General features: G+C 73.3%; 20 protein-coding genes. 15 read left to right on the top strand and 5 right to left on the bottom strand.

Annotation, left to right across the window (positions count from 1 at the left end; genetic code table 11):
* Positions 1-141 precede the first annotated feature (141 nt).
* From C8046_RS08280 to C8046_RS08260, 5 genes are all read left to right on the top strand, one after another.
* Positions 142-648, top strand: a complete 507-nt coding sequence (locus C8046_RS08280) for an RNA polymerase sigma factor (RefSeq protein WP_109229032.1) — start codon at positions 142-144, stop codon at positions 646-648.
* An 87-nt stretch (positions 649-735) separates the two neighbouring features.
* Positions 736-2,193: a hypothetical protein gene (locus tag C8046_RS08275; RefSeq protein WP_109229031.1), complete on the top strand. Its 1,458-nt coding sequence runs from the start codon at positions 736-738 to the stop codon at positions 2,191-2,193.
* Positions 2,194-2,289: 96 nt separating this feature from the next.
* A complete protein-coding gene (locus tag C8046_RS08270; protein WP_109229030.1) occupies positions 2,290-2,892 on the top strand; it encodes a hypothetical protein in 603 nt (200 codons plus the stop codon).
* A gap of 61 nt (positions 2,893-2,953) precedes the next feature.
* A complete protein-coding gene (locus C8046_RS08265; RefSeq protein ID WP_109229029.1) occupies positions 2,954-5,869 on the top strand; it encodes an FAD-binding and (Fe-S)-binding domain-containing protein in 2,916 nt (971 codons plus the stop codon).
* 31 nt (positions 5,870-5,900) lie between these two features.
* Entirely contained in the window at positions 5,901-6,947 is a 1,047-nt protein-coding gene (locus C8046_RS08260) for a hypothetical protein (RefSeq protein WP_146197105.1), read from the top strand.
* A 161-nt stretch (positions 6,948-7,108) separates the two neighbouring features.
* Here the strand turns inward: C8046_RS08260 and C8046_RS08255 are convergent, their stop codons facing one another.
* From C8046_RS08255 to C8046_RS08245, 3 genes are all read right to left on the bottom strand, one after another.
* Positions 7,109-8,218 carry an alpha/beta hydrolase gene (locus C8046_RS08255; RefSeq protein WP_109229027.1) on the bottom strand — a complete coding sequence of 370 codons (1,110 nt, stop codon included), beginning with the start codon at positions 8,216-8,218 and terminating at the stop codon, positions 7,109-7,111.
* Positions 8,219-8,345: 127 nt separating this feature from the next.
* Positions 8,346-8,738: a D-ribose pyranase gene (gene rbsD, locus C8046_RS08250; RefSeq protein ID WP_109229026.1), complete on the bottom strand. Its 393-nt coding sequence runs from the start codon at positions 8,736-8,738 to the stop codon at positions 8,346-8,348.
* Complete coding sequence (locus tag C8046_RS08245) at positions 8,735-9,715, bottom strand: ribokinase (RefSeq protein ID WP_109229025.1); 981 nt, start codon at positions 9,713-9,715, stop codon at positions 8,735-8,737. The genes rbsD and C8046_RS08245 overlap by 4 nt, the downstream gene beginning before the upstream one ends.
* A 74-nt stretch (positions 9,716-9,789) precedes the next feature.
* Between C8046_RS08245 and C8046_RS08240 the strand changes: the two genes are divergently transcribed.
* The 9 genes from C8046_RS08240 to C8046_RS08200 all read left to right on the top strand — a co-directional run bounded on the left by C8046_RS08240 (position 9,790) and on the right by C8046_RS08200 (position 20,063).
* Positions 9,790-11,388, top strand: coding sequence for an FGGY family carbohydrate kinase (locus C8046_RS08240; RefSeq protein ID WP_328587629.1), 1,599 nt, complete (start codon positions 9,790-9,792; stop codon positions 11,386-11,388).
* 76 nt (positions 11,389-11,464) lie between these two features.
* On the top strand, positions 11,465-12,124 hold the full coding sequence (locus C8046_RS08235) for a DUF2291 family protein (protein ID WP_146197103.1): 660 nt from the start codon (positions 11,465-11,467) through the stop codon (positions 12,122-12,124).
* A complete protein-coding gene (locus C8046_RS08230; RefSeq protein WP_109229022.1) occupies positions 12,124-13,719 on the top strand; it encodes a sugar ABC transporter ATP-binding protein in 1,596 nt (531 codons plus the stop codon). Before C8046_RS08235 ends, C8046_RS08230 begins: the two co-directional genes overlap by 1 nt.
* 1 nt (position 13,720) lies before the next feature.
* Positions 13,721-14,848, top strand: a complete 1,128-nt coding sequence (locus C8046_RS08225; protein WP_109229021.1) for an ABC transporter permease — start codon at positions 13,721-13,723, stop codon at positions 14,846-14,848.
* Positions 14,849-14,880: 32 nt separating this feature from the next.
* Positions 14,881-15,930 (top strand): D-ribose ABC transporter substrate-binding protein, encoded by a 1,050-nt coding sequence (locus C8046_RS08220; RefSeq protein ID WP_109229020.1) that lies wholly within the window; start codon positions 14,881-14,883, stop codon positions 15,928-15,930.
* Positions 15,931-16,032: 102 nt separating this feature from the next.
* Positions 16,033-17,022, top strand: a complete 990-nt coding sequence (locus tag C8046_RS08215) for a TIM barrel protein (protein ID WP_109229019.1) — start codon at positions 16,033-16,035, stop codon at positions 17,020-17,022.
* On the top strand, positions 17,019-17,999 hold the full coding sequence (locus tag C8046_RS08210; RefSeq protein ID WP_109229018.1) for a transketolase: 981 nt from the start codon (positions 17,019-17,021) through the stop codon (positions 17,997-17,999). The genes C8046_RS08215 and C8046_RS08210 overlap by 4 nt, the downstream gene beginning before the upstream one ends.
* Positions 17,996-18,940: a transketolase family protein gene (locus tag C8046_RS08205; protein ID WP_109229017.1), complete on the top strand. Its 945-nt coding sequence runs from the start codon at positions 17,996-17,998 to the stop codon at positions 18,938-18,940. Before C8046_RS08210 ends, C8046_RS08205 begins: the two co-directional genes overlap by 4 nt.
* Positions 18,941-19,058: 118 nt before the next feature.
* The gene (locus C8046_RS08200) at positions 19,059-20,063 is read left to right on the top strand and encodes a sugar-binding transcriptional regulator (protein ID WP_109229016.1); all 1,005 of its coding nucleotides are present in this window, start codon (positions 19,059-19,061) and stop codon (positions 20,061-20,063) included.
* Positions 20,064-20,177: 114 nt separating this feature from the next.
* Here the strand turns inward: C8046_RS08200 and C8046_RS19285 are convergent, their stop codons facing one another.
* Both C8046_RS19285 and C8046_RS08195 read right to left on the bottom strand, forming a co-directional pair.
* Positions 20,178-20,654, bottom strand: coding sequence for a hypothetical protein (locus C8046_RS19285; RefSeq protein ID WP_235866240.1), 477 nt, complete (start codon positions 20,652-20,654; stop codon positions 20,178-20,180).
* A complete protein-coding gene (locus C8046_RS08195; RefSeq protein ID WP_235866238.1) occupies positions 20,651-23,089 on the bottom strand; it encodes a glycoside hydrolase family 3 C-terminal domain-containing protein in 2,439 nt (812 codons plus the stop codon). Before C8046_RS08195 ends, C8046_RS19285 begins: the two co-directional genes overlap by 4 nt.
* Before the next feature lie 378 nt (positions 23,090-23,467).
* On the opposite strand from C8046_RS08195, the gene C8046_RS08190 reads away from it, so the two are divergent.
* Positions 23,468-25,057, top strand: a complete 1,590-nt coding sequence (locus C8046_RS08190; protein ID WP_235866236.1) for an extracellular solute-binding protein — start codon at positions 23,468-23,470, stop codon at positions 25,055-25,057.
* Positions 25,058-25,134 lie beyond the last annotated feature (77 nt).

Here is a 25,134-nt window from a genome sequence, read left to right as displayed (position 1 = left end):
CCGGACGGTCCACGGATCGGTCGTCCCGGGGCGGCAAGATCGAGGCGGGTCGCGACATGTTCGTGGGAGGGGACCGCACGCCCGCCGGTCGGCCGACGGCCGACACCGACGGGTCGACACCGCACCACCTGAGGAGGGCCGATGGGCCAGGAGCACGAGGACAGACGCTGGTTCACCGGCGTCGTCGAGGAGCACTCGCGCGCGCTCGTGCGCTACTTCGCGCGACGGGGTCCCGTGCAGGACGCGGAGGATCTCGCCGCGGACGTGCTCGTGACCGCGTGGCGACGCCGCGACGACGTCCCTCGCGAGGCCGTCCTCCCCTGGCTCTACACGACGGCCGGCTACACGCTCGCCAACCACCGCCGCAAGCACGCCGACCTCCCGGTGGCGGAGCTGCCCGAGCGACCGTCACCCGCGCGCGTGGGCACGGATCCGGAGATCTCGGCGATCTTCGACGCCGAGGTCAGGGGGGCGCTGGGCGCCGTCGCGGAGCGGGACCGCCACATCCTGCTGCTCAACGCGTGGGAGGGGCTCGACGGCGCGGAGCTCGCCCAGGTGCTCGGCATCTCGCGGTCAGGCGCGGACGCCGCGCTGTCCCGCGCCCGCAAGCGCCTGCGGGAAGCCTGGACCGACCGGCTCCACCTCTGACGACCGCCGTCCGCGCAAGGTTCGCGGGCCGCGACACACATACGGAGCAGTGGGGGTCAGGCCCCGACACGAACGAAGGAGCGAGACATGAGCGACGACAACCTCCGGCGGTTCGCCCCTCCCGGTGACGACCGTGACGACGACCGGAACGACGACGCGCAGCCCGGTGACCAGCACGACGACGACGCGGCGGCCGCCGTCGAGGAGAAGGTGATGGCGCGACTGCGCGCCGCCGACCCTGCCGCCGAGGTCGAGGTGAGCCCCGAGTTCCCGACCGTCGTCGAGGCGCGGGTCGACGACGACGAGTCCGCCGACGGAACGCCGTCGGCCGCCGACGCGGCCCCCACGGCCACGGATCCGGACGACGCCGAGCCGCCGGCTCCCGTCGACCTCACCGCCCGTCGTCGCCGCTCCTGGTACGCCCCGGTCGCCGCGGCGGCCGCTGCCGTGATCGTCGGCACGAGCGGGTACGCGCTCGGCGGTTCCGCAGCCTCGGGCGGCAGCTCCGCCGCCGACTCCGCGGAGTCGGCCCCGGCGCCGATCTCGCTGGGCGGGCCGCAGGTGGCGGGTGGGGACGCAGGCGCGGCCGAGGAGAGCGCCGTCGGACCCGCGGCGACCTCGGCCGCCGGGCCGGCCTCTGCTGATTTCGCCAGCCGCAGCGCCGCCGACTCGATGATGATCGGGTTCGGTCGCTCCACGTTCAGCTCCACCGGTCTCAGCACCGCCGAGCGCTCGGCCCAGGCCTTCGGGCTGGACGCCGCGACGGCGTCGACGGAGGAGCGCATGGTGCAGCTCGCGACCGCGCTCGGCATGGCGGGCACTCCGGCCATCGCCAACGGCGGCTGGGAGCTCACGGACGGCACGCGGCAGCTGAACGTCGGTCTCGACGGCTCGCTCAGCTCCTACTTCTACGACAGCGCCGCCCAGGCCTGGTGCGAGGGGTGCGAGGAGCCGCGCCCCGAGGACGCGCCGAGCGGGGACGCCGCCATCGAGCGGATCAAGGAGGTCCTCACCGCGATCGGTGAGGACCCCACCCAGTTCGAGTTCACCTCCCCGACGTGGGAGGGCGCCGTCTCCGCGATGGCGGAGGCGCGCCGCGTCGTCGCCGGCCAGGGCACGGACCTGATGTTCTACCTGGAGCTGACCTCGACGGGTCTGGCCTCGTTCTCCGGGAGCCTCGCCGGCGTCGTCGATCTCGGGACCTACCCCGTCGTCAGCGAGCAGGAGGGCGTGGAGCGCCTCAGCGACCCGCGGTTCGGCGGCTACCAGACCGGGTGGGCGCGGACGATGGAGGGTGACACGAGCGTCACCCAGGAGTGGACGCCGCCCACCGAGGCGCCCGCCGCCCCGGCCCCCGGGGTGTCGGTCGCGTGGCCCGTGCAGGACGTGACGATCACGGGGGCTCGCCTCGGGCTCGCGCAGCAGTGGCAGCCGGACGGCACCGTGCTGCTCGTGCCGTCCTACGAGTTCACCGACGCCGACGGCGGCACGTGGTCCGTGATCGCGGTCGCCGACGAGCAGCTCGACTTCAGCGTCCAGCAGTAGGACCTCACCCGGAGCCTGGGACCGGCGTCGGCCACGGCCGCGCCGCTCCCAGGCTCCGGTAGTACCGTGACCAGGCACTCGTCGAAGGAGTCCCTCATGCGTCGCCCCGCAGCTCGAACGCTCACCACCCTCGCCCTGGCCAGCCTCGTCGTCGGCCTCGCCGGATGCACGCCGCCCCAGGGGGAGGCCGCCGACCCCGAGGAGACCTCGGCGAGCCCGTCCCCCTCGCAGGAGCAGAGCGAGGGCGGCGGCGAGACCACGCGCCCCACGGACGAGCCCGAGACGGACGCGTCGGAGACCGACGCCCCGGAGGGCGACGGCGCCGGGGCCGAGGGTGCCGACCTCCCGTTCGACTACGTGCGGGGACTGCCCGCGGGCGTCGAGGCGCCCGAGGACACGGCCGGCGGCGTCGGGTGGAACGAGGCCGGGGACGCGCTGCTGGTCATCACGTTCGGTTCCAGCTCGTGCCCGCTCATCCCCGAGGCCGTGCGCCAGGCGGACTCCGTCGTCGAGATCGACCTCGTCCAGACCGGGGGCGCGGTGTGCACGATGGACTTCGTGCCCACGGTCACGACGGTCACCGGGCCGAGCGAGCTCGACCCGCTGCAGGCGGTGACGGCACAGCTCGGTGAGCTCGGCCAGGTCACGATCCCCAACGCGACCACGCCGCCCTCCATCGGGTGGCTCGCGGCCGGGTGACCACGGGTCACGGACCGGACGCGCCGACCGCGCTCGTCACCCCCGTGGAAGACTCCTCCTCGTGACCACCCTCACCCGTCCGCCCGGTGCCGGACGGCCCCCGGAGGACGCCACGGCCGCACTGCTGAGCGATCTGGCGCGCGTGACCGAGGCCGACGCGGGACGCCGCCGTCGCGCCGAGTACTCCACCGACGCGTCGAACTACCGCGTCGTCCCGCAGGTCGTCACGTTCCCGCGGCACGTCGACGAGGTGCTCGCCACGCTCGAGGTCGCCCGTACCCACCGGGCCCCGGTCACCGCGCGAGGTGCGGGAACCAGCGTGGCGGGCAACGCCGTCGGGCCCGGGGTGGTCATCGACTTCTCGCGCCACCTCCACGCGATCGGCGAGATCGATCCGGAGCAGCGCACCGCCGTCGTGCAGCCCGGTGTGGTGATGAGCAGCCTGCAGACGGCCGCCGCGCCGCACGGGCTGTGGTTCGGGCCCGACCCGAGCACCAAGAACCGCGCCACGCTCGGCGGGATGATCGGCAACAACGCGTGCGGTCCGCACGCGCTCGCCTACGGGCGCACGGCCGACAACGTCCGCAGCCTCGACGTCGTGGACGGCGCCGGTCGCCGCTTCACGGCCGGCTCCGGTCGCGACGCCCTCGAGGCGGTGGCCGGGCTCGACCGTCTGGTGGCCGCCAACCTCGCCCTGATGCGCACCGAGCTCGGGCGCTTCACCCGCCAGGTCTCGGGCTACTCGCTCGAGCACCTGCTGCCCGAGCGGGGCAGCCACCTCGCCCGCGCGCTGGTGGGCACCGAGGGCAGCGTCGTCACGCTGCTCGGCGCGACCGTCGAGCTCCACCCCCTTCCGACGGCGCCCGTGCTGGTGGTGCTCGGCTACGCCGACATGCCCAGCGCGGCCGACGCCGTCGTCCCGCTCGCGGCCCTGAAGCCCCTCGCGATCGAGGGCATGGACGCGCGGCTCGTCGACGTCGTGCGCCAGCACGTCGGCTCGGTGCCCGACCTGCCGCGCGGCGCGGGCTGGCTGTTCTGCGAGGTCGGTGGGGCCGACGAGACCGAGGCGCTCGCCAACGCGGCCGCCCTGGTGGCCGCGAGCGACTGCGTCGACTCGCTCATCACGACCGACAAGGCCAAGTCGGCGGCGCTGTGGCGGATCCGGGCCGACGGCGTCGGTCTCGCCGGGCGCACGCCCGCCGGCCGCCAGGCGTGGCCGGGCTGGGAGGACGCGGCGGTCCCGCCCGAGAACCTCGGCGCCTACCTGCGCGACTTCGACGCGCTGCTCGCGCAGTACGGCGTCGACGGTCTGCCCTACGGCCACTTCGGCGACGGCTGCATCCACGTGCGCATCGACCTCCCGCTCGACCGCCCCGGCGACGTCCCCGACTTCGAGGCGTTCATGAACGACGCCGCCCGGCTCGTGGGGTCCTACGGCGGCTCCCTCTCGGGTGAGCACGGCGACGGCCGCGCCCGCGGCGGGCTGCTGCACCACATGTACACGCCCGAGGCGCTCGGCCTGTTCGAGCAGTTCAAGGGCCTGCTGGACCCCTCCGACCACCTCAACCCGGGCATCGTCGTGCGGCCGGCGCCCGTGACGGCCAACCTGCGCCGCCCGCAGGCGATCACGTTGGGGACCAAGGGCTTCGCCCTGCCGCACGACGGCGGGGACCTCACCCAGGCGGTCCACCGGTGCGTCGGCGTCGGCAAGTGCCGTGCGGACAACAGCAGCGCGGGCGGCTTCATGTGCCCCAGCTACCAGGCCACGGGCGACGAGCGGAACGCCACCCGCGGTCGCGCCCGCGTGTTGCAGGAGCTGGCGAACGGCTCGTTCGTGCAGGGCTGGGACGCGCCCGAGGTGGCCGACTCGCTCGACCTCTGCCTCTCGTGCAAGGCGTGCGGGCGCGACTGCCCCGCCGGCGTCGACATGGCCACGTACAAGGCCGAGGTCACCTACCGCCGGTACAAGGGCAAGCTGCGGCCGATGTCGCACTACGTGCTGGGCTGGCTGCCGCGCTGGGCGAAGCTCGCGACGGCGTTCCCGCCCGTCGCCGGGCTGGCGAACCTCGCGCTGCGGGTCGCGCCGCTGCGAAAGGCCGTGTTCGCCGTCTCGGGGATCGACGGCCGGCGGAAGATGACGGCGTTCACCACCCATCGCTTCTCGCGCTGGTTCCCCCAGCGGTCCGGGACGGCGCTGACGGCACGGGGGCGGACGCCCGACGACGGCGCGTCCGACGGCGTCGCGGCGACCGGGACCCGCACGCGCGACGTGATCCTCTGGGCCGACTCCTTCTCCGAGCACCTCGACCCCGCGGGGGCGCAGGCGATGGTCAGGCTGCTCGAGAAGGCCGGGTACACCGTGCGGATCCCGAGCAGCGACGCCTGCTGCGGCCTGACCTGGATCTCCACCGGCCAGCTCGACGGCGCGCGCAAGCGGCTCGCGCGCACGCTCGACGTGCTCGGTCCGGCGGCCGCGAAGGGCGTGCCGATCATCGGCGTCGAGCCCTCGTGCACCGCGGTGCTGCGCAGCGACCTCGTCGAGCTGCTGCCCGACGACCCCCGGTCGGCGCAGGTCGCCGGTGCCGTCCGGACGCTCGCGGAGCTCCTCACCGACCCCGAGCTGGGGCCGGGCGAGGACTGGGCGCCGCCGTCGCTCGTCGGGACCACCGTCGTCGCGCAGCCGCACTGCCACCAGCACTCCGTGATGGGTTTCGACGCCGACGCGATGCTCCTGGCTCGCACCGGTGCGACGGTCACGCAGCTCGCCGGCTGCTGCGGGCTGGCGGGCAACTTCGGCATGGAGAAGGGCCACTACGAGGTGAGCGTGGCGGTCGCCGAGAACGCGCTGCTGCCCGCGCTGCGGGAGGCGCCGGAGGGTGCGGTCTACCTCGCCGACGGCTACTCGTGCCGCACGCAGGCCGAGCAGCTGGCCGGAACCAGGGGCACGACGCTCGCCCAGCTCCTTCTGGCAGAATGACGCCCGTCCCACCCACCCCTCTGCTGAGTTGGTGTCTGTTCCCGTGATCCCCGTGCATCCCGCCGCCACCGCCGCCCCTTCCTCCGAGCCGGGCGAGGTCCTGCCGGATGCGCTCGAGAGCGCTCGCGCCTGGGCCGCGGAGGCTGGTCTCGCCCTGGTGCCGGTGGCCGAGCGACCCGCGACCGGTGACGCCGGGACGGACGTCGTCGCGCTCGACGCGAGCGGCGCCGTCGTGCTCGTGGTCGGGGTGGCCGAGCTGACGCCCGAGGCGCTCGTGGACGCGCTGGCGCGGGCCGCGACCGTGCGGAGCGTCGCGCCGGCCGAGCTGGCCGCGGGCCACGCGGGCGGTTCCGACGGCGTGCGGGACGCCTGGTGGCAGCTGCGGTCCGGGGCGACGGCGCGGCCCGCCGCCGGGCCCTCGCTCCTGCTGATCGCGACGACGGTCGCGCCGGTTGTCGAGGCTGCGCTTCCGCTGCTGGGCGACGTCGTGCGGGTGTGCCGCGCCGAGGGTGCGGTGGAGCCGGCTGGGGCTGGGGCTGGGGTGGCTGAGGCTGCGCCGGCTGAGTCAGCGCCGAAGCCCGTCGCCAAGCCCGGGCCGAAGCCGGGCCCGCGCCCGGGGCCGAGGCCGGCACCGGCGGTACAGGCAACGGTCGAGCCGACGCCGGCCCCCGAGCCGACGGCCGCCGTCGAGCAGGAGGACGTGCAGCGTCTCGAGCCGCCGGAGGCGGACGCCGACGAGCCGACCGCGGGCGGGCTCACGCCGCACGAGCAGCTGCAGGCCGTCGTCGCCCTGGTGGGCGAGGCGTCCCTGGTGCTGCCCGGCGAGAACGGCGGGGTCTCCGGACGGCTGCTGGCCGACGGCACGATCGTGGTCGACGGCGACTCCTACGCCGAGCCCGGATCAGCGGCCAGCGCCGCGCTCGGACGCCCGGTCGCCGACGGCTGGTCCGCCTGGCGCTTCGGGGCCGACGGCCCCTACCTCGGGGAGGCGCTCCAGGAGGCGCTGACCCAGTCGGCCGCCCCCGCCCGCCCGGAGCGCCCGGCCCGCCCGCACCGCCGTCGCGCCGTCCGCGGCTGACCCACCCCCGACCCGGGACCCCGTCGCGGATCCACGTCGCCCATCCCGACCGCGCCCTTGTGGCTGCGGCGGCTGCGTGACCGCGCCCTTGTGGTCGCTCCGCGCGCAGTTTCGCGACCACAAGGGCGCGGCAGCGCGGGGGTGGCGACCGCGACCGCGGGTCAGTCCACGTACCCCCGCACCCACCGCGCGATGCGGTCGTAGGCGTCGTCGCGCACCTCGCGGCGCGAGAGCAGCACGTCGTGGATCGCGCCGGGGACCGTCGCGACCGTCACGGTGCGGGCGATCCGCAGCGCGCGCTCGGCGATGACGTCGACCTCGATCACGATGTCGCTCTCGGCCATCGCGGGGTCCCAGACGGGCGAGATGAGCGACTTCGCGGAGCGCACCACGAGAACCGGAACGTCGACGTCGAGCCCCTGCGCCACCTTCGTGTGCCCGCGGAGCACCGCGGCGAGCCAGCCGTAGCGGGCGGGGAAGCTGTGCGACGGGCGCCAGGGCGCGACGAGCTCCCACTCGCCGTCGTGCAGGTTCGAGATCGTGCGGTTGTAGAAGCCGAGGTCGATCTGCGGGGTGAGGCGGAGGGGGAAGTTCTTGGCGATCTCCGTGACGATCGGGGCGGAGAGGGTGCGCACCACCGACGAGCCCTGCGTCTCCAGCCACGGCGCCACCAGCACGAGTCCCGCGAGCCGATCCGGGTGGCGGTCCGCCCACAGGCTCACCGTCAGGCCACCGGTGGAGTGACCCATCAGGACCACCGGGAGTCCGGGGTGCTCCTGCTCGACGACGGCGAGCGCCGCCTCGAGGTCCTCGTCGTACGTCGCGAGGTCGTCCACGTAGCCCGGGGTGTGGTGCGCGCGCAGGCTGCGGCCGTACTTGCGCAGGTCCAGGGCGTAGAACGCGGCGCCGTTGTCCGACCAGAACGGGCCGAGCTCGTGGTTGAAGAAGTAGTCGCTCCAGCCGTGGAGGTAGACGACGGCGAACCGCTGCGCCCCCGCCGATCCGAGCCCGCGCGGGAGCGAGCGGCCGGGATCGAGCTCAGGGCGGTAGCGCACGAGGGTCGTGACGACCTCGCCCTCGAAGTCGTCCGCGAGCGGCAGCGTCCGGGCCTCGTGGCCACGACCGAGCACGTCGGCGGCCCAACGATCGACGGGCGGGGGAGCGGGCCACTCGGCTCCCGAGCCGTCGTCCGCCGAGGCGAGGCGGGCGTCGCGCACCACCTCGAGGACCTCGCCGACGCGGGCGAGAGGTGCGGGCCCGCGACGTCTCATCGCCCCATCGTCGCGAACGCCCGCCCGGCTGTCACCTCGAAACCGATCGGACCCGGCCGCGAGAACGCTCCAGCTCGCGGCCCACGGCCGTCAGCCGCGAGCTGGAGCGTTCTCGCGGGGGCCGGGCTCACACAGCGAACGGGACGCCGCAGCGCAGCACCACGTTCGAGTACGCCGTGTCCTCCCCGGTGCGGATGGCGAGCCGGCAGTCGGCGACCATCGCCTTGAGGTCGCCGTGGTCGATCCTCTCGGCGGCGAACCCGAGGCGGCTGTCGACCCACTCGCCGCCCGGCCAGTCGTCGGACTCGCGCGAGATCCACGCGTGCTCGGCCACGAGGTCGCCCAGCAGCGCGGCGAGGACGTCGGTGAACCGGGGCAGGCCGTAGACGATCGCCAGGTCGACCACCGGTACGTGCGGCGGGACGGGTAGCCCGGCGTCGGCGAGGACGACGAGGTCGGTGTGGCCGAGGCGCGCGAGGGCGCCGGACAGCGGGGCGTTGATGATTCCGGTGCGCTTCATGGGAGGGGCTCGTCCTTCTCGGGGTAGGAGTCCTGGGCGCCGAGGCGCTGAACGGCGTGGGCGGCGACCCGGGTGGCGTCCCGGGCAGCCTCGTGCAGGCCGGCGCCTCGGGCGAGGCTCGCGGCGAGGGCACCGACGAACGCGTCGCCGGCCCCGGTGGTGTCCACGACGGCGACCCGCAGCCCAGGCACCGTCCACTCGCCGTCGGAGGAGATCCCGACGGCGCCGGCCCCGCCGAGCGTGACCACGACCCCCGGGATGCCGAGTTCGCGGAGCCCTCGGGCCAGATCGAGCCCGGCCTCCGGGGTGACCTCCCCGCCTTCGGTCGGCGACGGCGACGACGACGACGGCGACGACGGCGGCTCGCCCGCCGACAGCCCCTCCGCCTCGCGCGCCCACCCGAGCACGAGCGCCGCCTCGTGCTCGTTGACCACGAGCGGGTCGGCGAGCCGCAGCGTGGCCAGGGGGAGCGCGGCGGCCGGGGCGACGTTGAGCACGACGCGGACGCCGGCGGCCGCAGCGATCCGGGCCGCCGCCGTCGCCGACGCCAGGGGGATCTCGGCCTGCAGCACGCACACGCGCGCGGCCGTGATCGTGCCGGCGGCCGCCTCGACGACGGCGGGGGAGACGGCGGCGTTCGCGCCCGGCACCACGACGATCGTGTTCTCGCCGTCGCGCGCGAGGGTGACGACGGCGAGCCCGGTCGGCCCGGGAACGGTCGCGACCCCACCCAGATCGACCCCGGCCGCGGTGAGCCGGGCGAGCGCGACGGCGGCCCCGGCGTCGTCCCCGACGGCGCCCACGAGGCCTGTCGACGCGCCGCGGCGCGCGGCCGCGAGCGCCTGGTTGGCGCCCTTCCCGCCTGCGCTCTGGGCCCCGGAACCCCCGAGCAGGGTCTCGCCCGGGGTGGGGTGGCGGTCCACCGTGAGCAGCAGGTCCACGTTCACGGATCCCACGACGACGACGTCGCTTGTCATGCGATCTCCCTCGATCGGTTGACAACATCCAACACCGTGCCTACCTTGGGCGCAACGCATTCAACGTAGAATGAATATGCAGAAGGTCAGGGACGATCGATGATGCACGAGGCTCACGCAACCGCGAGCACGCTGGGGACCCCCGGGTCCGGCGCTGCCGTCGGCGACCTCGTGCTCGCCCTGGACCAGGGCACCACGAACACGAAGGCCCTGCTCGTCGAGGCGGCCACCGGCCGCGTGCTCGCCTCCGCCTCACGCCGCGTGGGCATCGCCTTCCCCGCCCCGGCTGGGTCGAGCAGGACGCCGACGACCTCTGGAACGCGACCGAGGCCGCCATCGACGAGGTCCTCACCGCCGCCGGTGACCCGACGCTCGCCGCGATCTCGATCTCCAACCAGCGCGAGTCCGTCGCCGTCTGGGACGCCGACGGCACCGCGCTCGGTCCGGTCCTCGGCTGGCAGGACGCCCGCACGGCCGCGGCGTGCGACGCGCTCCTCGCCGCGGACCCCGGCCTCGCCGGGGAGGTCCGCACCCGCACGGGCCTCGACCTCGACCCGATGTTCTCGGCGCCGAAGATGCGTTGGCTGCTCGACGCGACCGGCACGACCGGCGCGACCACCGCAACCGGCGGCGCCTCCTCCACCCGCACCGTCGGAACGATCGACACGTTCCTCGTGCATCGCCTCACCGGCGAGCTCGCCGCCGAGGCCGGCAACGCCTCCCGCACCTTGCTGCTGGACCTGGCGACCCAGACCTGGGACGAGGACCTGTGCGCGCTGTTCGGCGTGCCGCTGGACGCCCTCGCCCCCGTCCGTCGCTCCGACGCGCTCCTCGCCCGCACGCTCCCCGGCGGTCGCATCCCGGCCGGGGTGCCCGTGCACGCCGTGCTGGCCGACTCGCACGCCGCGCTGTTCCACCACTCGGGCGGCCGCGCGGGGGAGGGCAAGGCGACCTTCGGCACCGGCTCCTCGGTGATGGTGGGCGCCGCGAGCGCCGACCCCGCGCCGTCGGGCATCGCCGCCACGCTCGCGTGGCTCACCGACGCTCCCGCCTTCGCCCGCGAGGGCAACATCGTCGCCTCGGGCGCCGCGCTCACCTGGATGGCCGACCTGCTCACGGACGGCGACGTCGTCGCGCTCGGCGAGCTCGCGGCGCAGGCCGAGCCCGGCCTCGCGTTCGTCCCCGCGTTCTCCGGACTCGGGGCGCCCTACTTCGACCGTGGCGCGACCGGACTGATCGCCGGCATCACCGGCGGCTCCACCCGGGCCGACCTCGCGCGGGCCGCGTTCGAGGCCGTCGCGCACCAGGTCGCCGACGTCGTCGCCGCGATGGAGTCCGACGGCGCGGCGCACCTCGCGGTGCTGCACGCCGACGGCGGGGCGACCGCCTCCGCGCTCCTCATGCAGACGCAGGCCGACCTGCTCGGCCGTGCCGTGCGCGTCTCGGGGGAGCCCGAGGCGTCCGCGCTCGGCGCCGCGATGCTCGCCTCCCGCGCCCTGGGCCACACCTGGCCCGCCCGCGACGGCGACGGCGAGGGCGAGGGCGCTCGCGACGGCGCCGCCCACCGCGTCGTCGAGCCCCGCCTGTCCGACGCCGACCGCGCGGCCCGCCGCGCGACGTGGCGCGACGCCGTCGCCCGCTCCCGCGGTCACGCCCCCGGGGCGCACCCGTGACCCGCAGGACGCGCACCACCCCGACCCCCACGCACCTCGACCACGTGCAGAAGCAGCAGGAACGAAGGAGGACGCATTGACCGCGACATCTCAGGCCCGGCCGCTCTGGCGCCGCGGCGTGGTGGTGGGCCCCGTGCTCGGGGCGCTGCTGCTGGGCGGCATGGCCGCCAGCACCACCTTCGTCGGCGCGGGTGAGGCGGTCGTCGCCGCCGACACCGCCGTCGAGTTCGCCGAGCTCAACTACACCGACGTCATCGTGCCCTCCCTCACCGACCGCGCCGTCGCCGTCGAGGAGCTCGTGCCCCAGATCCTGACGGACCCGGACGCGACGGGCGAGGAGCTCGGCCGCCGTGAGGGCGAGGGCAAGCCGTACAGCTACCCCGTGTCGGCGACCGGCACGATCGTCGAGGGCTCCTTCGGCGAGGTCGGGCTCGAGGTCGACGGGATGCCCGAGGGCATCACGGTCGGCGTCGCGATCCCGCCGCTCGGCTCCTCCACCGCCCTGCGCGACGCGGGCGCCGAGCTGACGTTCGGCGACTTCGTGAACCAGACGGAGTACCAGAACGTGGCGATCGAGCTGAACAAGCTCGCCGCCGCGGAGGTCTACACCGACCTCGACCTGACCTCGATGATCGGGGAGCAGATCACCGTCGTCGGCGGCACCACCTGGGTCTCCAAGACCGGTGGCGAGGTCACGCACGTCACGATCGTGCCCGTCAGCATCGAGGTCGGCTGATGACGACGGACGCGGCCCCCGCCGCGGACCTCGCTGCCCGGCGCGGCGAGGTGATCATGCGGGCCGAGGCCGTCACGAAGGCCTACGGCGGCACGCACGCGCTCCGCGGGGTCGAGTTCGAGCTCCGCGTGGGCGAGGTGACCGCGCTGATCGGCGAGAACGGCGCCGGCAAGTCGACGCTCATGAAGATCCTCGCCGGCGTCGAGCAGCCCTCCACGGGTGTCATCACGCTCGACGGAGTCCCCGTCGACTTCCGCTCGCCCACCGAGGCGGTGGCGCACGGTGTCGCGATCATCCACCAGGAGCTCAACCTCTGCCCGAACCTGTCGATCGCCGACAACATCTTCCTGGCTCGCGAGGAGGTGCGCGGCGGCTTCGTCGACTTCGCGGCCCAGCGCCGCGCGTCCGCCGAGTTCCTCGCGCGGCTCGAGGAGCCGCTCGACCCGACTATGCTCGCCGGCGACCTTCGCCTGGGTCAGCAGCAGCTCGTGGAGATCGCCCGGGCGCTGGCCGAGGACGCCCGCATCCTGATCATGGACGAGCCGACCTCCGCGCTCTCGCACGCCGAGGTCGAGGTCCTGTTCCGCGTGATCCGCGACCTCACGAGCCGCGGCGTCTCGATCGTCTACATCTCCCACCACCTGGACGAGTGCCTCGAGCTCGCCGACAACGCCGTCGTCCTGCGCGACGGCCGGATCGTGGCCGAGGCCCCGATGGCCGACGTCGACCTCGGCTGGATCGTCACGCAGATGGTCGGACGCGAGGAGGGCGACCTGTACGCCCCGATGGCGCACGACCCCGGGGAGGTGCTGCTGGCGGTGCGCGACGTCGTCGTGGCCGACCCCGACAGCCCCGGCCGCCTGGCCGTGCGCGGCGTGAGCTTCGACCTGCACGCCGGTGAGGTCATCGGCATCTACGGGTTGATGGGGGCGGGACGCACCGAGCTGCTCGAGGCGCTCGCGGGCCGGAACCGGATTCTCTCGGGCTCCGTGGAGCTCGACGGCGTGGACCTCGCCCACCTCGACGTCGCCCGTCGGATCGACGAGGGGCTCATCCTCGTGCCCGAGGACCGCCAGCGGGACGGACTCGTCCAGACCCTCAGCGTCGGCGCAAACATGGCGGTCTCCGCCGTGGGTCAGTTCATCCGCCGCGGGTTCGTCTCGCGGAAGGCGGAGACGGCGGCCGTGACGGAGACCGGGACCAAGGTGCGCGTGAAGACCGCGAGCTTCGACGCCCCGATCGGCTCGCTGTCGGGCGGCAACCAGCAGAAGGTCGTCATCGGCAAGGCCCTGCTGACCTCCCCCCGCGTTCTCGTGCTCGACGAGCCCACCCGCGGCATCGACGTCGGCGCGAAGGCGGACATCTTCGCCCTCGTCGCCGCCCAGGCCCGCACCGGCCGCGCCGTGCTCTTCGCGACCTCCGAGGTCGGCGAGGTGCTCTACGCGTGCGACCGGATCCTCGTGATGGCCCGGGGCGAGATCGTCGCCGAGCTCGACCCGCGCACCACCGACCGTGAACAGCTGATGGCGGTCGCCGACACCTCGGCGACGCCGTCCACCCCCGCCATCGCCGACAGCACCAACGACGGAGCATGAGATGACCGCGACCCAGAACCAGGCGCCGCTGAGCGCCACGCAGCAGGCCCGGAGCCGCCTTCTCGGCAACAGGGGCATCGGTGAGTTCCTGCTCGACCAGCGCGCGTTCGTCGCGCTGATCGTGCTCGTCATCATCTTCGCGCTGATGACCGACGCCTTCCTCACCCCGACGAACCTCATCACGATGACGAAGCACGTCGCCTACAACGCCATCCTCGCGCTGGGCATGCTGCTGGTCATCATCACGGGCGGCATCGACCTCTCGGTCGGCTCGATCGTGGGCCTGTCGGGAATCGTCGCGGGAGTGATGCTCCAGGGCTGGGAGCTGTCGATCTTCGACACCACCGCCTACCCGGCCGTGTGGGTCGTCGTCGTGGTCTCGCTCGCGGTGGGCGGCCTGGTCGGAGCCCTGAACGGGTGGTTGATCACGAGATTCAACGTGGCGCCGTTCATCGCCACGCTCGGCACGATGTACATCGCCCGCGGCGCCGCGCTGCTGATCTCCAACGGTTCGACGTTCCCCCGCCTGCAGGGCGACCCCGAGCTCGGCAACACGGGCTTCTCGTTCCTCGGGATCGGGCGTCCGCTCGGCATCCCGACGGCGATCTGGATCATGGTCGTCTTCGCGATCGTCATCTGGATCCTGGCCACCCGCACCAAGTTCGGCCGCCACCTGTACGCCACCGGTGGCAACGAGCGCGCCGCCCAGCTCTCGGGCGTGCTGGTGAAGTCCGTGAAGATGCGCGTCTACATCATCTCGGGCGTCTGCGCCGGTATGGCCGGCCTCATCATCGCCTCCGAGCTCACGTCGGCCGCGCCCCAGACGGGGCAGTCCTTCGAGCTCAACGCGATCGCCGCCGTCGTGATCGGCGGGGCGTCCCTCGCCGGCGGCCGCGGCACCGTCAAGGGCGCCCTCATCGGCGCCTTCGTCATCGGCTTCCTCTCCGACGGGCTCGTGCTCGTCGGGGTGTCCAGCTTCTGGCAGACCGTCATCAAGGGTCTCGTGATCGTTCTCGCGGTGATCCTCGACCAGTCCCAGGAGCGGTTGAAGAAGGCCAGGGCAGCAGCCCAGGCCGCACAGAGCGTCAAGCGCGAGCTTGCCGAACGTCAGCCTGTCGCAACCGCGTAGGCCCACGAAAGATCACCAGGAGGTATCAGGAGATGCGACGCACCATCCGCAAGGGCGCAGTGATCGCTGCGGCCGTCTCGGCACTGCTTCTCAGTGCCTGCTCCGGCGGCACCGCCGAGGAGAGCCCGTCCACGTCCGCCGAGGAGACGTCGTCCTCGGCCACCGCCGAGGAGTCGGAGTCCACGGAGTCGGCGCCGGCCGAGACCGGTGAGGCCGGCGGCCTCATCGCCGTCATCACGCCGTCCCACTCGAACGTCTTCTTCAAGGCGGAGGCCGACGCGGCCGTCGCCGCGGCGGAGGCGCTCGGCTACGAGGCCCAGTCCGACAGCCACGACGACGACCCCAACAAGCAGAGCGAGCTCATCGACTCGGCCATCTCCAACGGTGCCGTGGCGATCGTCCTCGACAACGCCGGGGCCGACGTGACCGTCGGTGCCGTCCAGAAGGCCAAGGACGCCGGCATCCCGGTGTTCCTCATCGACCGCGAGATCAACGAGACCGGCGTCGCCGCTGCGCAGATCGTCGCCAACAACTCCCAGGGCGCCGGCCTCGTGGGCGAGTCCTTCGCCGCCGCCATGGAGGGTGAGGGCGAGTACATCGAGCTGCTCGGCCGCGAGACCGACACCAACGCCGCCGTGCGTTCCGACGCCTACCACGCGGTCATCGACCAGTACGCGCCGATGACGATGGTGGCCCAGGAGACGGCCAACTGGGACCAGCAGGAGGCCTTCACGAAGGTGCAGACGCTGCTCCAGGCCAACCCGAACGTCAAGGGCATCATCGCCGGCAACGACACGATGGCGCTCGGTGCCGTCGCCGCCGTCGATGCCGCAGGTCTGACCGGCAAGGTCATCGTCGCCGGGTTCGACGGCAGCCCCGACGCCGTCCAGGCCATCAAGGACGGCAAGATGCTCGCGACCGGCCTCCAGCCGGCCGTGCAGATCGCCGAGCTCGCCGTCGAGCAGGCCGACTCCTTCATCCGCACGGGGGAGACGGGCCAGCCGGAGAAGCAGTCGATCGACTGCGTGCTCATCGACGCGACCAACGCGGACCGCTACACCACGTTCGCGCTCGAGGACTGATCCTCCCGCCAGGCTGACGGTCGGTGGCCCCTCCTGCGCGGAGGGGCCACCGGCAGGGGCCACCTGCTAGCATTGAGCATCACCAATCGGATTGGAATAGATATGTCTTCACCTCGTTTCGGTGCTGGCCTGTGGCACTTCGCCAGCTACGTCGACCGCTACGCGACCGACGGCTACGCCCCGGCGCTGTCCACGCTGGAGCAGATCGACCTCGCCGGCAGCGTGGGTGACCTCTCCGTCGTCGACGTCCCGTACCCCTTCACCGAGGGCGTGTCCGTCGCCGACGTCAAGGCGGCGCTGGAGAACAACGGCCTCGAGGCGATCGGCGTCACGCCCGAGATCTACATGCGCCGGTTCCGCTACGGCGCCTTCACCAACCCGGACGCCGACGTCCGCGCCGAGGCCCTGGCGGTGCTCAACGAGGCTGCGCAGGTCGTGCGCGACCTCGGCGCCTCCTACCTCAAGGTGTGGCCCGGCCAGGACGGCTGGGACTACCCCTTCCAGGTCGACCACAAGATGCAGTGGGACCTGGCCGTCGGCGGCATGCGCGAGCTCGCGCTGGCCAACCCCGACATCAGGATGGTCATCGAGTACAAGCCCCGTGAGCCGCGCGGCCGAATGTTCTGGGACTCCGCGGCCAAGACCGCGCTCGGCATCAAGGCCATGGGCGTGGACAACGTCGGTGTGCTGCTCGACTTCGGCCACGCGCTGTTCGGCGGCGAGTCGCCCTCGGCGTCCGCGCAGCTGCTCATCGACCACGGCCTCCTGTGGGCCATGGACGTCAACGACAACTTCCGCGGCTGGGACGACGACCTCGTCGTCGGCACCGTCCACCCCGTCGAGGTCTTCGAGTTCTTCTACACGCTCAAGATCAACAACTGGGAGGGCGTCTGGCAGCTCGACCAGTTCCCGTTCCGCGAGGACACGGTCGACGCCGCGAAGACCTCCATCCGCTTCCTCAAGGCCGTGCACCGTGCCCTCGAGGAGCTGGACATCGAGTCCCTGCGCGCCGCTCAGGCGACCAACGACGCGATGGCCGCCCAGCGCCTCGTGCAGGACGTGCTCCTGTCGAGCATGAGGAAGGGCTCATGAGCACCCTCACCCCGCTGGACCGGCACGCCGGTCTGGCCCACGCCGTCGAGACGACGCTGCTGGCCGCCCCCGACCGCGAGATCGAGGTCCTCGGCCGGGTGCCCGACGGCGCGAGCCGCGCCGAGACGCTGGCGCACCTGCGCCGCGCCGCGACCGAGGTGCGACGCCGGGCCATCCAGACCGTCGGCGCCGCCGGCGCCGGTCACATCGGTGGCGAGTTCTCCATCACGGACGCGCTCGTCACGCTCTACCTGCAGGTGATGAACATCAGCCCCGAGCAGGTCGAGGCCGCCGACCCCGAGCGCGACCGGCTCGTCCTGTCCAAGGGCCACGCCGCCAACGCGCTCTACACGACGCTCGCGATCGGCGGCTACATCGCCCCCGAGGCGCTGCGGACGTTCCTGCAGCCCGAGTCCATGCTCAACGGCCACCCGGCGCGCAACAAGATCCACGCCGTCGAGGCCAACACCGGTCCGCTCGGCCACGGTCTGCCCATCGCCGTCGGGATGGCGCTCGCCGCCCGCCTGGACGGCTCCGAGCGCCGCACGTTCGTGCTGCTGGGTGACGGCGAGCTGCAGGAGGGCTCCAACTGGGAGGCCTTCATGACCGCCGGCCACCAGAAGCTCGACCGCCTCGTCGCGCTCGTCGACCGCAACCGCCTGCAGCAGGGGGCGCGCGTGGAGGACACCGTCGACCTCGAACCTCTCGGCGACAAGCTGCGGGCGTTCGGCTGGGAGGTCGTGGAGGTCGACGGGAACGACGTCGGCGCCCTCCTGGACGCCTACGCCGGCGTCCCGGCGGCGTCGGGGAAGCCGACCTTCGTGCTCGCCCACACCGACAAGGGCCACCCCGTCAGCTACATGCGCGACAACGTCGCCTGGCACCACAAGGTGCCGAGCGCCGAGCAGGTCGCGCAGGCGCTGACGGAGCTCGACGCGATCCTGGCCTCGATCGAGGCGGAGGAGGAGACCTCATGACCGCCACCACCGAGCGCACGCTCTTCGACTGCCGCGACACCTGGGCCGCCACCATCACGGAGGTGGCGCAGGCGGATCCGCGCGTCGTCGCCGTCGTGAACGACTCGATCGGATCCTCCAAGCTCGGCGGTTTCCAGAAGGCACTGCCGGAGCGGACCGTGAACGTGGGCATCGCCGAGCAGGACATGGTCGGGATCGCCGCGGGCCTGGCCAACGGCGGGAAGATCCCGTTCGTGTCCGCGGCCGGCTGCTTCCTCACGGCCCGCGCGATGGAGCAGATCAAGGCCGACGTCGTCTACTCGCAGTACAACGTCAAGCTGATCGCGCAGTCGCCCGGTGTCGCCTACGGCGACCTCGGGCCGACGCACCACTCCATCGAGGACTTCGCCTGGATGCGGACCCTGCCGGGGCTCGTCGTCGTCGCCCCCGCGGACCCCGCCGAGACCGAGCAGGTCGTGCGGTGGGCGGCTCGTCACGAGGGCCCCGTCTACGTGCGCGTCTCGCGCATGGGCGTCCCGTCGGTCTACCCCGAGGGGTACGAGTTCGTGCCGGGGAAGGCCGTCACCCTGCGCGACGGCGACGACGTCACCCTGATCGCCACGGGGACCACCGTGGTGCGGGCGCTGGACGCCGCCGACGTGCTCGCGGCGGCGGGCGTGAGCGCCCGCGTGCTGTCGATGCCGACGATCAAGCCGCTCGACGACGACGCCGTTCTCGCCGCCGCGCGGGAGACCCGCGGCATCGTGACGATCGAGGAGGCCATGGTCACCGGGCTCGGCGGCGCCGTCGCCGAGGTGCTCGCCGAGAACCACCCCGCCCGCCTGGCGCGCCTGGGGTTCCGCGACGAGTTCGCCATCACCGGCAGCGCCGAGTGGCTGCTCGACCACCACGGCATGAGCGCGCAGGGCATCGCGACGACGGCGTCCGGGCTCCTGGCCTGACGGCCCGCGTCCCGCTCCCGAGACACCGACCGAGCCCGGCAGGATCGCTGATGCAGTATCGATACGATATTCATCACGAGACCGACCGGGCTCGGTCGTCGTCGGAGGAGGTGCACGGATGAGCTCCCCCTCCGGGTCCGACACCAGACCCGTCTTCACCCACTCCGAGGACCAGCTGCGCCTCATGGCGCGCGTCGCCCGGATGTACCACGAGCACGGTCGGCGCCAGGCGGACATCGCCGCCGAGCTGCACGTCTCCCAGCCCCGCGTCTCGCGCCTGCTCAAGCGCGCGGCCGAGGTCGGCATCGTCCACACGATCGTCTCGCTGCCCGCCGGGGTCCACACGGATCTGGAGGAGGCGCTGGAGCAGGCCTACGGTCTCGAGCAGGCGGTGGTGGTCGACGCCGGGGGGTCCGACGACGACGTCACGCCCGCCCTCGGGGCCGCGACGGCCGAGTACCTGGCCGCGACGCTGATCGGCGGCGACACCGTCGGCATCTCCTCGTGGTCCGCCTCGCTGCTCGCTGCCGTCAACGCCATGCGCCCCTTCCGCTCCTCCGTCGTCGACTCGGTGGTCCAGGTGGTCGGCGGCCTCGGCGACCCGCGCGTGCAGATGCTCGCGGCCCGCCTCATCGGTCAGTTCGCCTCGAGCACCGGCGCCGAACCGGTCTTCATGCCGACGCCCGGCGTGCTGGGCACCGCCAGCGCGCGCGACTCCCTCATGGCCGACCCGACCGTCACCAACGTGATGAGCCTGTGGCCCCGCCTCACGGTCGCGCTCGTCGGCATCGGCTCGGTCGAGCCGTCCGAGCTGCTGCGGATGAGCGGCAACGTGCTCGGTGAGCCCGAGCGCGCGGCGCTCGCGGACGCCGGCGCCGTCGGCGACATCTGCCTGCGCTTCTTCGACGCCGACGGCAGCCCGGTCCGGACCGAGCTCAACGACCGCATCATCGGCATCGCCGCCGACCAGCTGCGCGAGGTGCCGCGCCGCGTCGGTGTCGCCGGCGGCGTGCGCAAGCACGCCGCGATCCGCGGTGCCCTGCTGGGCGGCTGGATCAACGTGCTGGTGACCGACGTCGACTCGGCCCAGCGGCTGCTCGCGGACGCGCCGGCGCAGCCCTGAGGGCCCTGGGCGGACGCCGCGGCCGCGAGCGCCTCAGGCCCGCGAGAACGGTCCACGTCGCGCCCGTGGGTCCACAGGCGCGACGTGGTGCGTTCTCGTCGTCGGATCGGTCGTTCAGCGGGTCAGGCGGATCTCCGCGACCCGCGCGGCGCCCGTGAGCTGCAGCCGCAGGTCGACGTCGCGCCGGTCGAGGCCGGGGGCGTCGAGCACCGGCAGCGCCAGGTCCTGCCAGTCGTAGCGTCCGCCGTCGGGCACCTCCACCTCCGCGGTGAACGCGCGCCAGTCGGCGTCGCCCCCACCGCTCGGGCGGACGTCGAGGCGGACCGACGTCGGTCCCCACGCGGGCAGCGCCCGCCGGGCCGCGACGAGCGTCACGCCCGTGACCCCCTCGACGTCCAGGCGGGAGTAGCTCGTCCAGGCGGTGCGGCCCGCGGACGCGACCTCCACGCTGGACCCGTGCTCGCGCGTGCGGTCGGAGGTGACGGCGCCGTCGTGGCGGTGGAACGCGTGGGCCGGGATCCGCTCGGGACGCACCGTCGTCGGGGTGTCTCCCGTGACCAGGAGCGGCGCCGCCACGGCGACGTCCGTCACCGATCGGCCGGCCGCCAGCCGGTACGACCCCGGCTGCACGCGGTAGGCCCCGGGTGTTGCGGGCCTGGCCGGGTCGCCGTCGGGGGCCGTGGCGGCCACGTCCCAGACGGCGAGGACGCCGAGGGGACGCGGAGCGTCACGTCGCGCGTCTCACCCGGAGCGAGGTCGACCCGGGTCCAGGCGGCGAGGCGGCGCCGCGGGGCGGGGACGGGCAGCTCCGGGGCGTGCGCCCAGACCGCGACGAGCTCGTCGACCGGGCGGGCGCCGGTGTTGGCGACCGTGACGACGGCGTCGATCGCGCCGTCGCCCGCCTCAGCCCGGTCCGCGGCCACGTGCACCGTGGTCGCGGCCGGCGCCTCGACGCGATCCGTCGCCAGGCGCAGCCCGCGGTAGGCGACGCTCGTCCAGCTCAGCCCGTGCCCGAGCCCGTACAGCGGGGTCGCGTCGGCGTAGCGGTAGGTCTGGCCCGCCCCGACGACGTCGTAGTCGAGCAGGTCGCCGGCGTCCTCCTCGCGGGCCCACCAGGTCTGCGCCAGCCGTCCGGACGGCTCCCGGTCGCCCGAGAGGACGTCGACGAGCCCGTGCCCGAGCTCCTGGCCGGCGTGGCTCGTCCACACCACGGCGGCGGCGGAGGCCGCCTCCTCCGCGACGGCGTAGGGGTAGCTCGAGACGAGGGTGAGGACGGCGGGCGCGCCGGTCGCGACGGCGGTGCGCCAGATCTCCCGCGAGCCCGGGGCCAGCAGGAGGTCGGGGCGGTCCTCGGTCTCGCGGCCCGCGACGTGGGGGTCGTTGCCGAGGGCCACGACCACGACGTCGGACCCGGTGCTCGCCGCCGTGACCGCCGCGGTGCCCGCGACCACGACGTGGCGGGCGAAGCGCTCCGCCGTCGTGGCCGTGCCGTCCGCGACGAGCAGGTGGGTGCCGTGCTGGACGCGAAGCCACTTTCCTGAACCAACGTGCTGCACGGAGACGGTGCCGTCGTGGTGGGTGTGCAGGCGGTAGGTCTCCTGGGCCACCCAGCCGCCGATCCTGCTCGACGTGGCGGCCTGGATCCACGAGCTGCCGGTGAGCAGCAGGTCGTTGCCGACCGCGCGCAGGCTCGCGACGCCGTCGCCCCAGTCCGTGACGTCCAGCTGGGTCCCGGGGTGCGGCGCGACGGCGGTCGCCGTCAGCACGCCGTCGGGCTGCAGCTCGAGGTAGCGGTCGTGCGTCAGCGAGCGCAGCGCGACGCGGTCGGCGCCGTCGGCGACGACCACCTCGGCGTCGGGGTAGCGCTCGCGCAGGGCCGAGGCGATCGAGGACGTGTACGGCGGGGTGCCGGAGTACCAGTCGTGGACGACGCGGTCGGCGAACGGGCCGACGACGGCGATCCGGGCGGGGGAGCGCAGCGGCAGGACCTCGGCGTCGTTCGCCAGCACGACGACGCCGCGGGCCGCGCTCTCACGGGCCAGGGCGCGGTGCTCGGGCAGGTCGATGCCCTCCGGCCCGACGCCGTAGGGGTCCTGTCCGGACAGCTCGCCCGTGCGCTCGCGCAGCTCGAGCACGCGCAGGAGCGCCCGGTCGACGTCGGCCTCGGTGACCAGCCCTGCCGCCAGCGCGGCGGTGACGCGCTCGATCGTCGGGCCCGTGTCCTCGGAGTTGTCGGTGAACGAGTCGATGCCGGCGAGGAGCGCGGCGGCGTGCGAGGCGACGTGGTCGTCGAAGTAGCGCTCGCCGTCGACCAGGTTCGAGGGCGCCTGGGCGTCGGAGACGACCGCGATGGAGGTCGGGGAGAACGAGCGCAGCTCGTCCAGGAGCTCGCCCGCGACGTGGTTCGGTCGGCCGTTGACGAGGTTGTACGACGGCATCACGGCACCGACGACGCCGGCCGCGAGCGGTCCGACGAACGCCGGCAGCTCCCACTCCCGCAGCGACTGGGGAGGCAGGTGCGAGCTGGTGACGGCCCGGTCGGTCTCGTTGCCGTAGGCGAGGTAGTGCTTGAGCGTGGGGACCGTCTTCCACACCTCCGGGTGGTCGCCCCGCAGGCCGCGGCAGAAGCCTGTCGCCAGGGACGCCGTGAGGTCGGGGTCCTCGGAGTAGCCCTCCTCGGTCCGGCCCCAGAGCGGGTGGCGCAGCGTGTTCACGACCGGGGCCCACACGTTGAGGCTGACCGCAGGGTCCTGCGCGTGCTTGGCGCGCACCTCGGTCGCGACGGCGTCGCCCACCGCGCGCAGCAGCTCGGGGTCCCAGGACGCGGCCAGCCCCACGGGCTGCGGGAAGACGGTCGCCGTGCCGAGCCAGGAGAGCCCGTGCAGTCCCTCGGTGCCGGTGTGGAACGGCGCGAGTCCCAGGCGCTCCACCGCGGGGGAGTGCTGGTGGAGCATCGCGATCTTCTCGTCGAGCGTGAGCGCGGCGAGGACCTCGGTGGCGTCGAGGGGGCGGCTGGCGGCTGTCATGTGACTCCTTCGTCAGTGGTCGCTTCGGCGTCGTCATCGAATCGTTACTCGAATCGGTTCGATGCGCAAGGCATCTCCCCGACCTGCTGAAACGGTGCTGCGCCGAGGCGTATTCGGCCCGGGATTGCAGCAGATCTCGTGTCTCCGCCGCACTCTTCGGTCCGAGGGGGTTGCGTGGTTTAGTTCACTCACCATACTGTGAGGCGAAGCGCTTCGACGATCAAAGGTGAGTCGGAGCGACCAGCTCGGAGGGCAGTGGAGCCCTCCGCGACACGACAGGGAGTTTCGCCGATGAGAACCACCGATTCCACGGGCCGGTCAGCCGGACGAGGTCGACGTCGAACGGTTGCCGCCGTCGGTGCAGCGAGCGCTGTCGCCATGCTGGCCGCCTGTGGTGGAGGCGCCGGCACGGGTGGGGGTGGTGACGAGGTGACGTCGTACGGGCTGTCGGCCGAGGACACGCCCAACTACGTCCCGGTCGAGCTCGTCGAGCCGGACTTCCCGGGTGTCGACGGATCGGCTCCGGGGTTCACCTCGATGCCCGACCCGTTGGCCACGGCCTTCGACAGCCCGCCGGGCAGCGGTGGCAGCTACACGGCGATGACCCCGCTCTGGGGCACCATCCCGCCGACGGACGGAAACGCCTACTTCGACTCGGTCAACGAGGCGATCGGCACCACGATCAAGTTCCAGATCTCCGACGGCAACACCTACGGGGACAAGATGGCGGCCGTGCTCGCCTCGCCCCGCGACGTCGCTGACTGGACCACGATCCCCGGCTGGAACGTCCCCCCGCGCTTCAACGACGCCGTCGGCACGATCTTCGCCGACCTCACGCCCCACCTCGCCGGTGACGCCGTCGAGGACTTCCCCTACCTGGCGAACCTGCCGACCGAGGCCTGGCAGGCGTGCTCCTGGAACGGGAAGATCTACGGCCTCCCGATGCCGGTCGAGGTCGGACTGACCGACTACGCGCTGTACCGTCCCGACCTGGTCGGTGACCAGGAGCTGCCGACGAACCCGGACGAGGTCATCGACTTCGCGGTGGCGAACACCGGCGACGGGCAGTGGGGGACGAACGACCTCTGGGCCACCGCGGCCGCCATGTTCAACCTCCTTCCCTCCCAGCCCGGGTGGAAGGTCGGCGACGACGGGGCCCTGGTCCACCGCGTCGAGACGCCGGAGTACCGGGCAGCGCTGGAGTGGATGGCCGAGCTCTACTCCTCGGGCGCCGTGCACCCCGACGCCGTCGCCGACAACCAGGCCGACGCCGGGACCCGGTTCGAGAGCGGCCAGGTCGTCCTCACCTCGACAGGCATCGGCTACTGGCACGAGGCGCTCACGCGCAACCGTCCGGCGAACCCGTCCTTCGACATCGGGGTGCTGCCGCTGGTGTCCGCCGAGGGCGACCCGGTGATCTACAAGCCCCGCGGTGCGGCCATGTGCTCGTTCCTGAAGCAGACCGACGACGAGGACCAGATCCGTGAGCTCCTCGAGGTGGCGAACTTCCTCGCGGCTCCCTTCGGCACCGAGGAGTACCAGCTCATCAACTACGGCGTCGAAGGCGTGCACTACGACCTCGACGCCAACGGGGTGCCAGCGGCGACGACGCAGGCCCAGCGCGAGGTGCAGCCGACCTACATGTTCCTCGTCGGTCCGCCGGCGGTGAACGCCAAGCCCGACCTTCCCGACTACGTCGAGAGGCGCAGCGCCTGGTCGGCCGAGAACGCGAAGTACGTCACGGAGCCGCTCTTCTACGGGATGAACATCGCCGAGCCGAACCAGTACGCGTCCATCGGCCAGCCGTTCTCTGACCTGGAGAAGGACATCGCCCGCGGCCGGGCGTCGATCGACGACCTCGACGCCGCGATCGAGACGTGGCGCAGCTCCGGCGGTGACGAGCTCCGCGAGTTCTACACCGAGATCTACGAGGCCCAGGAGGGCACGCAGGAGAGCTCCGACTCATGAGCGTCTCGACGAGCAGCTCTCCGGCTCCGGGGGTCACGCCCCCGGAGCCGGAGGGGCCGGCGACCACCGCGATCGCC

Source organism: Serinibacter arcticus (assembly GCF_003121705.1).
Lineage (GTDB): Bacteria > Actinomycetota > Actinomycetes > Actinomycetales > Beutenbergiaceae > Litorihabitans.
This window is presented reverse-complemented; position numbering and strand designations above follow the sequence as displayed.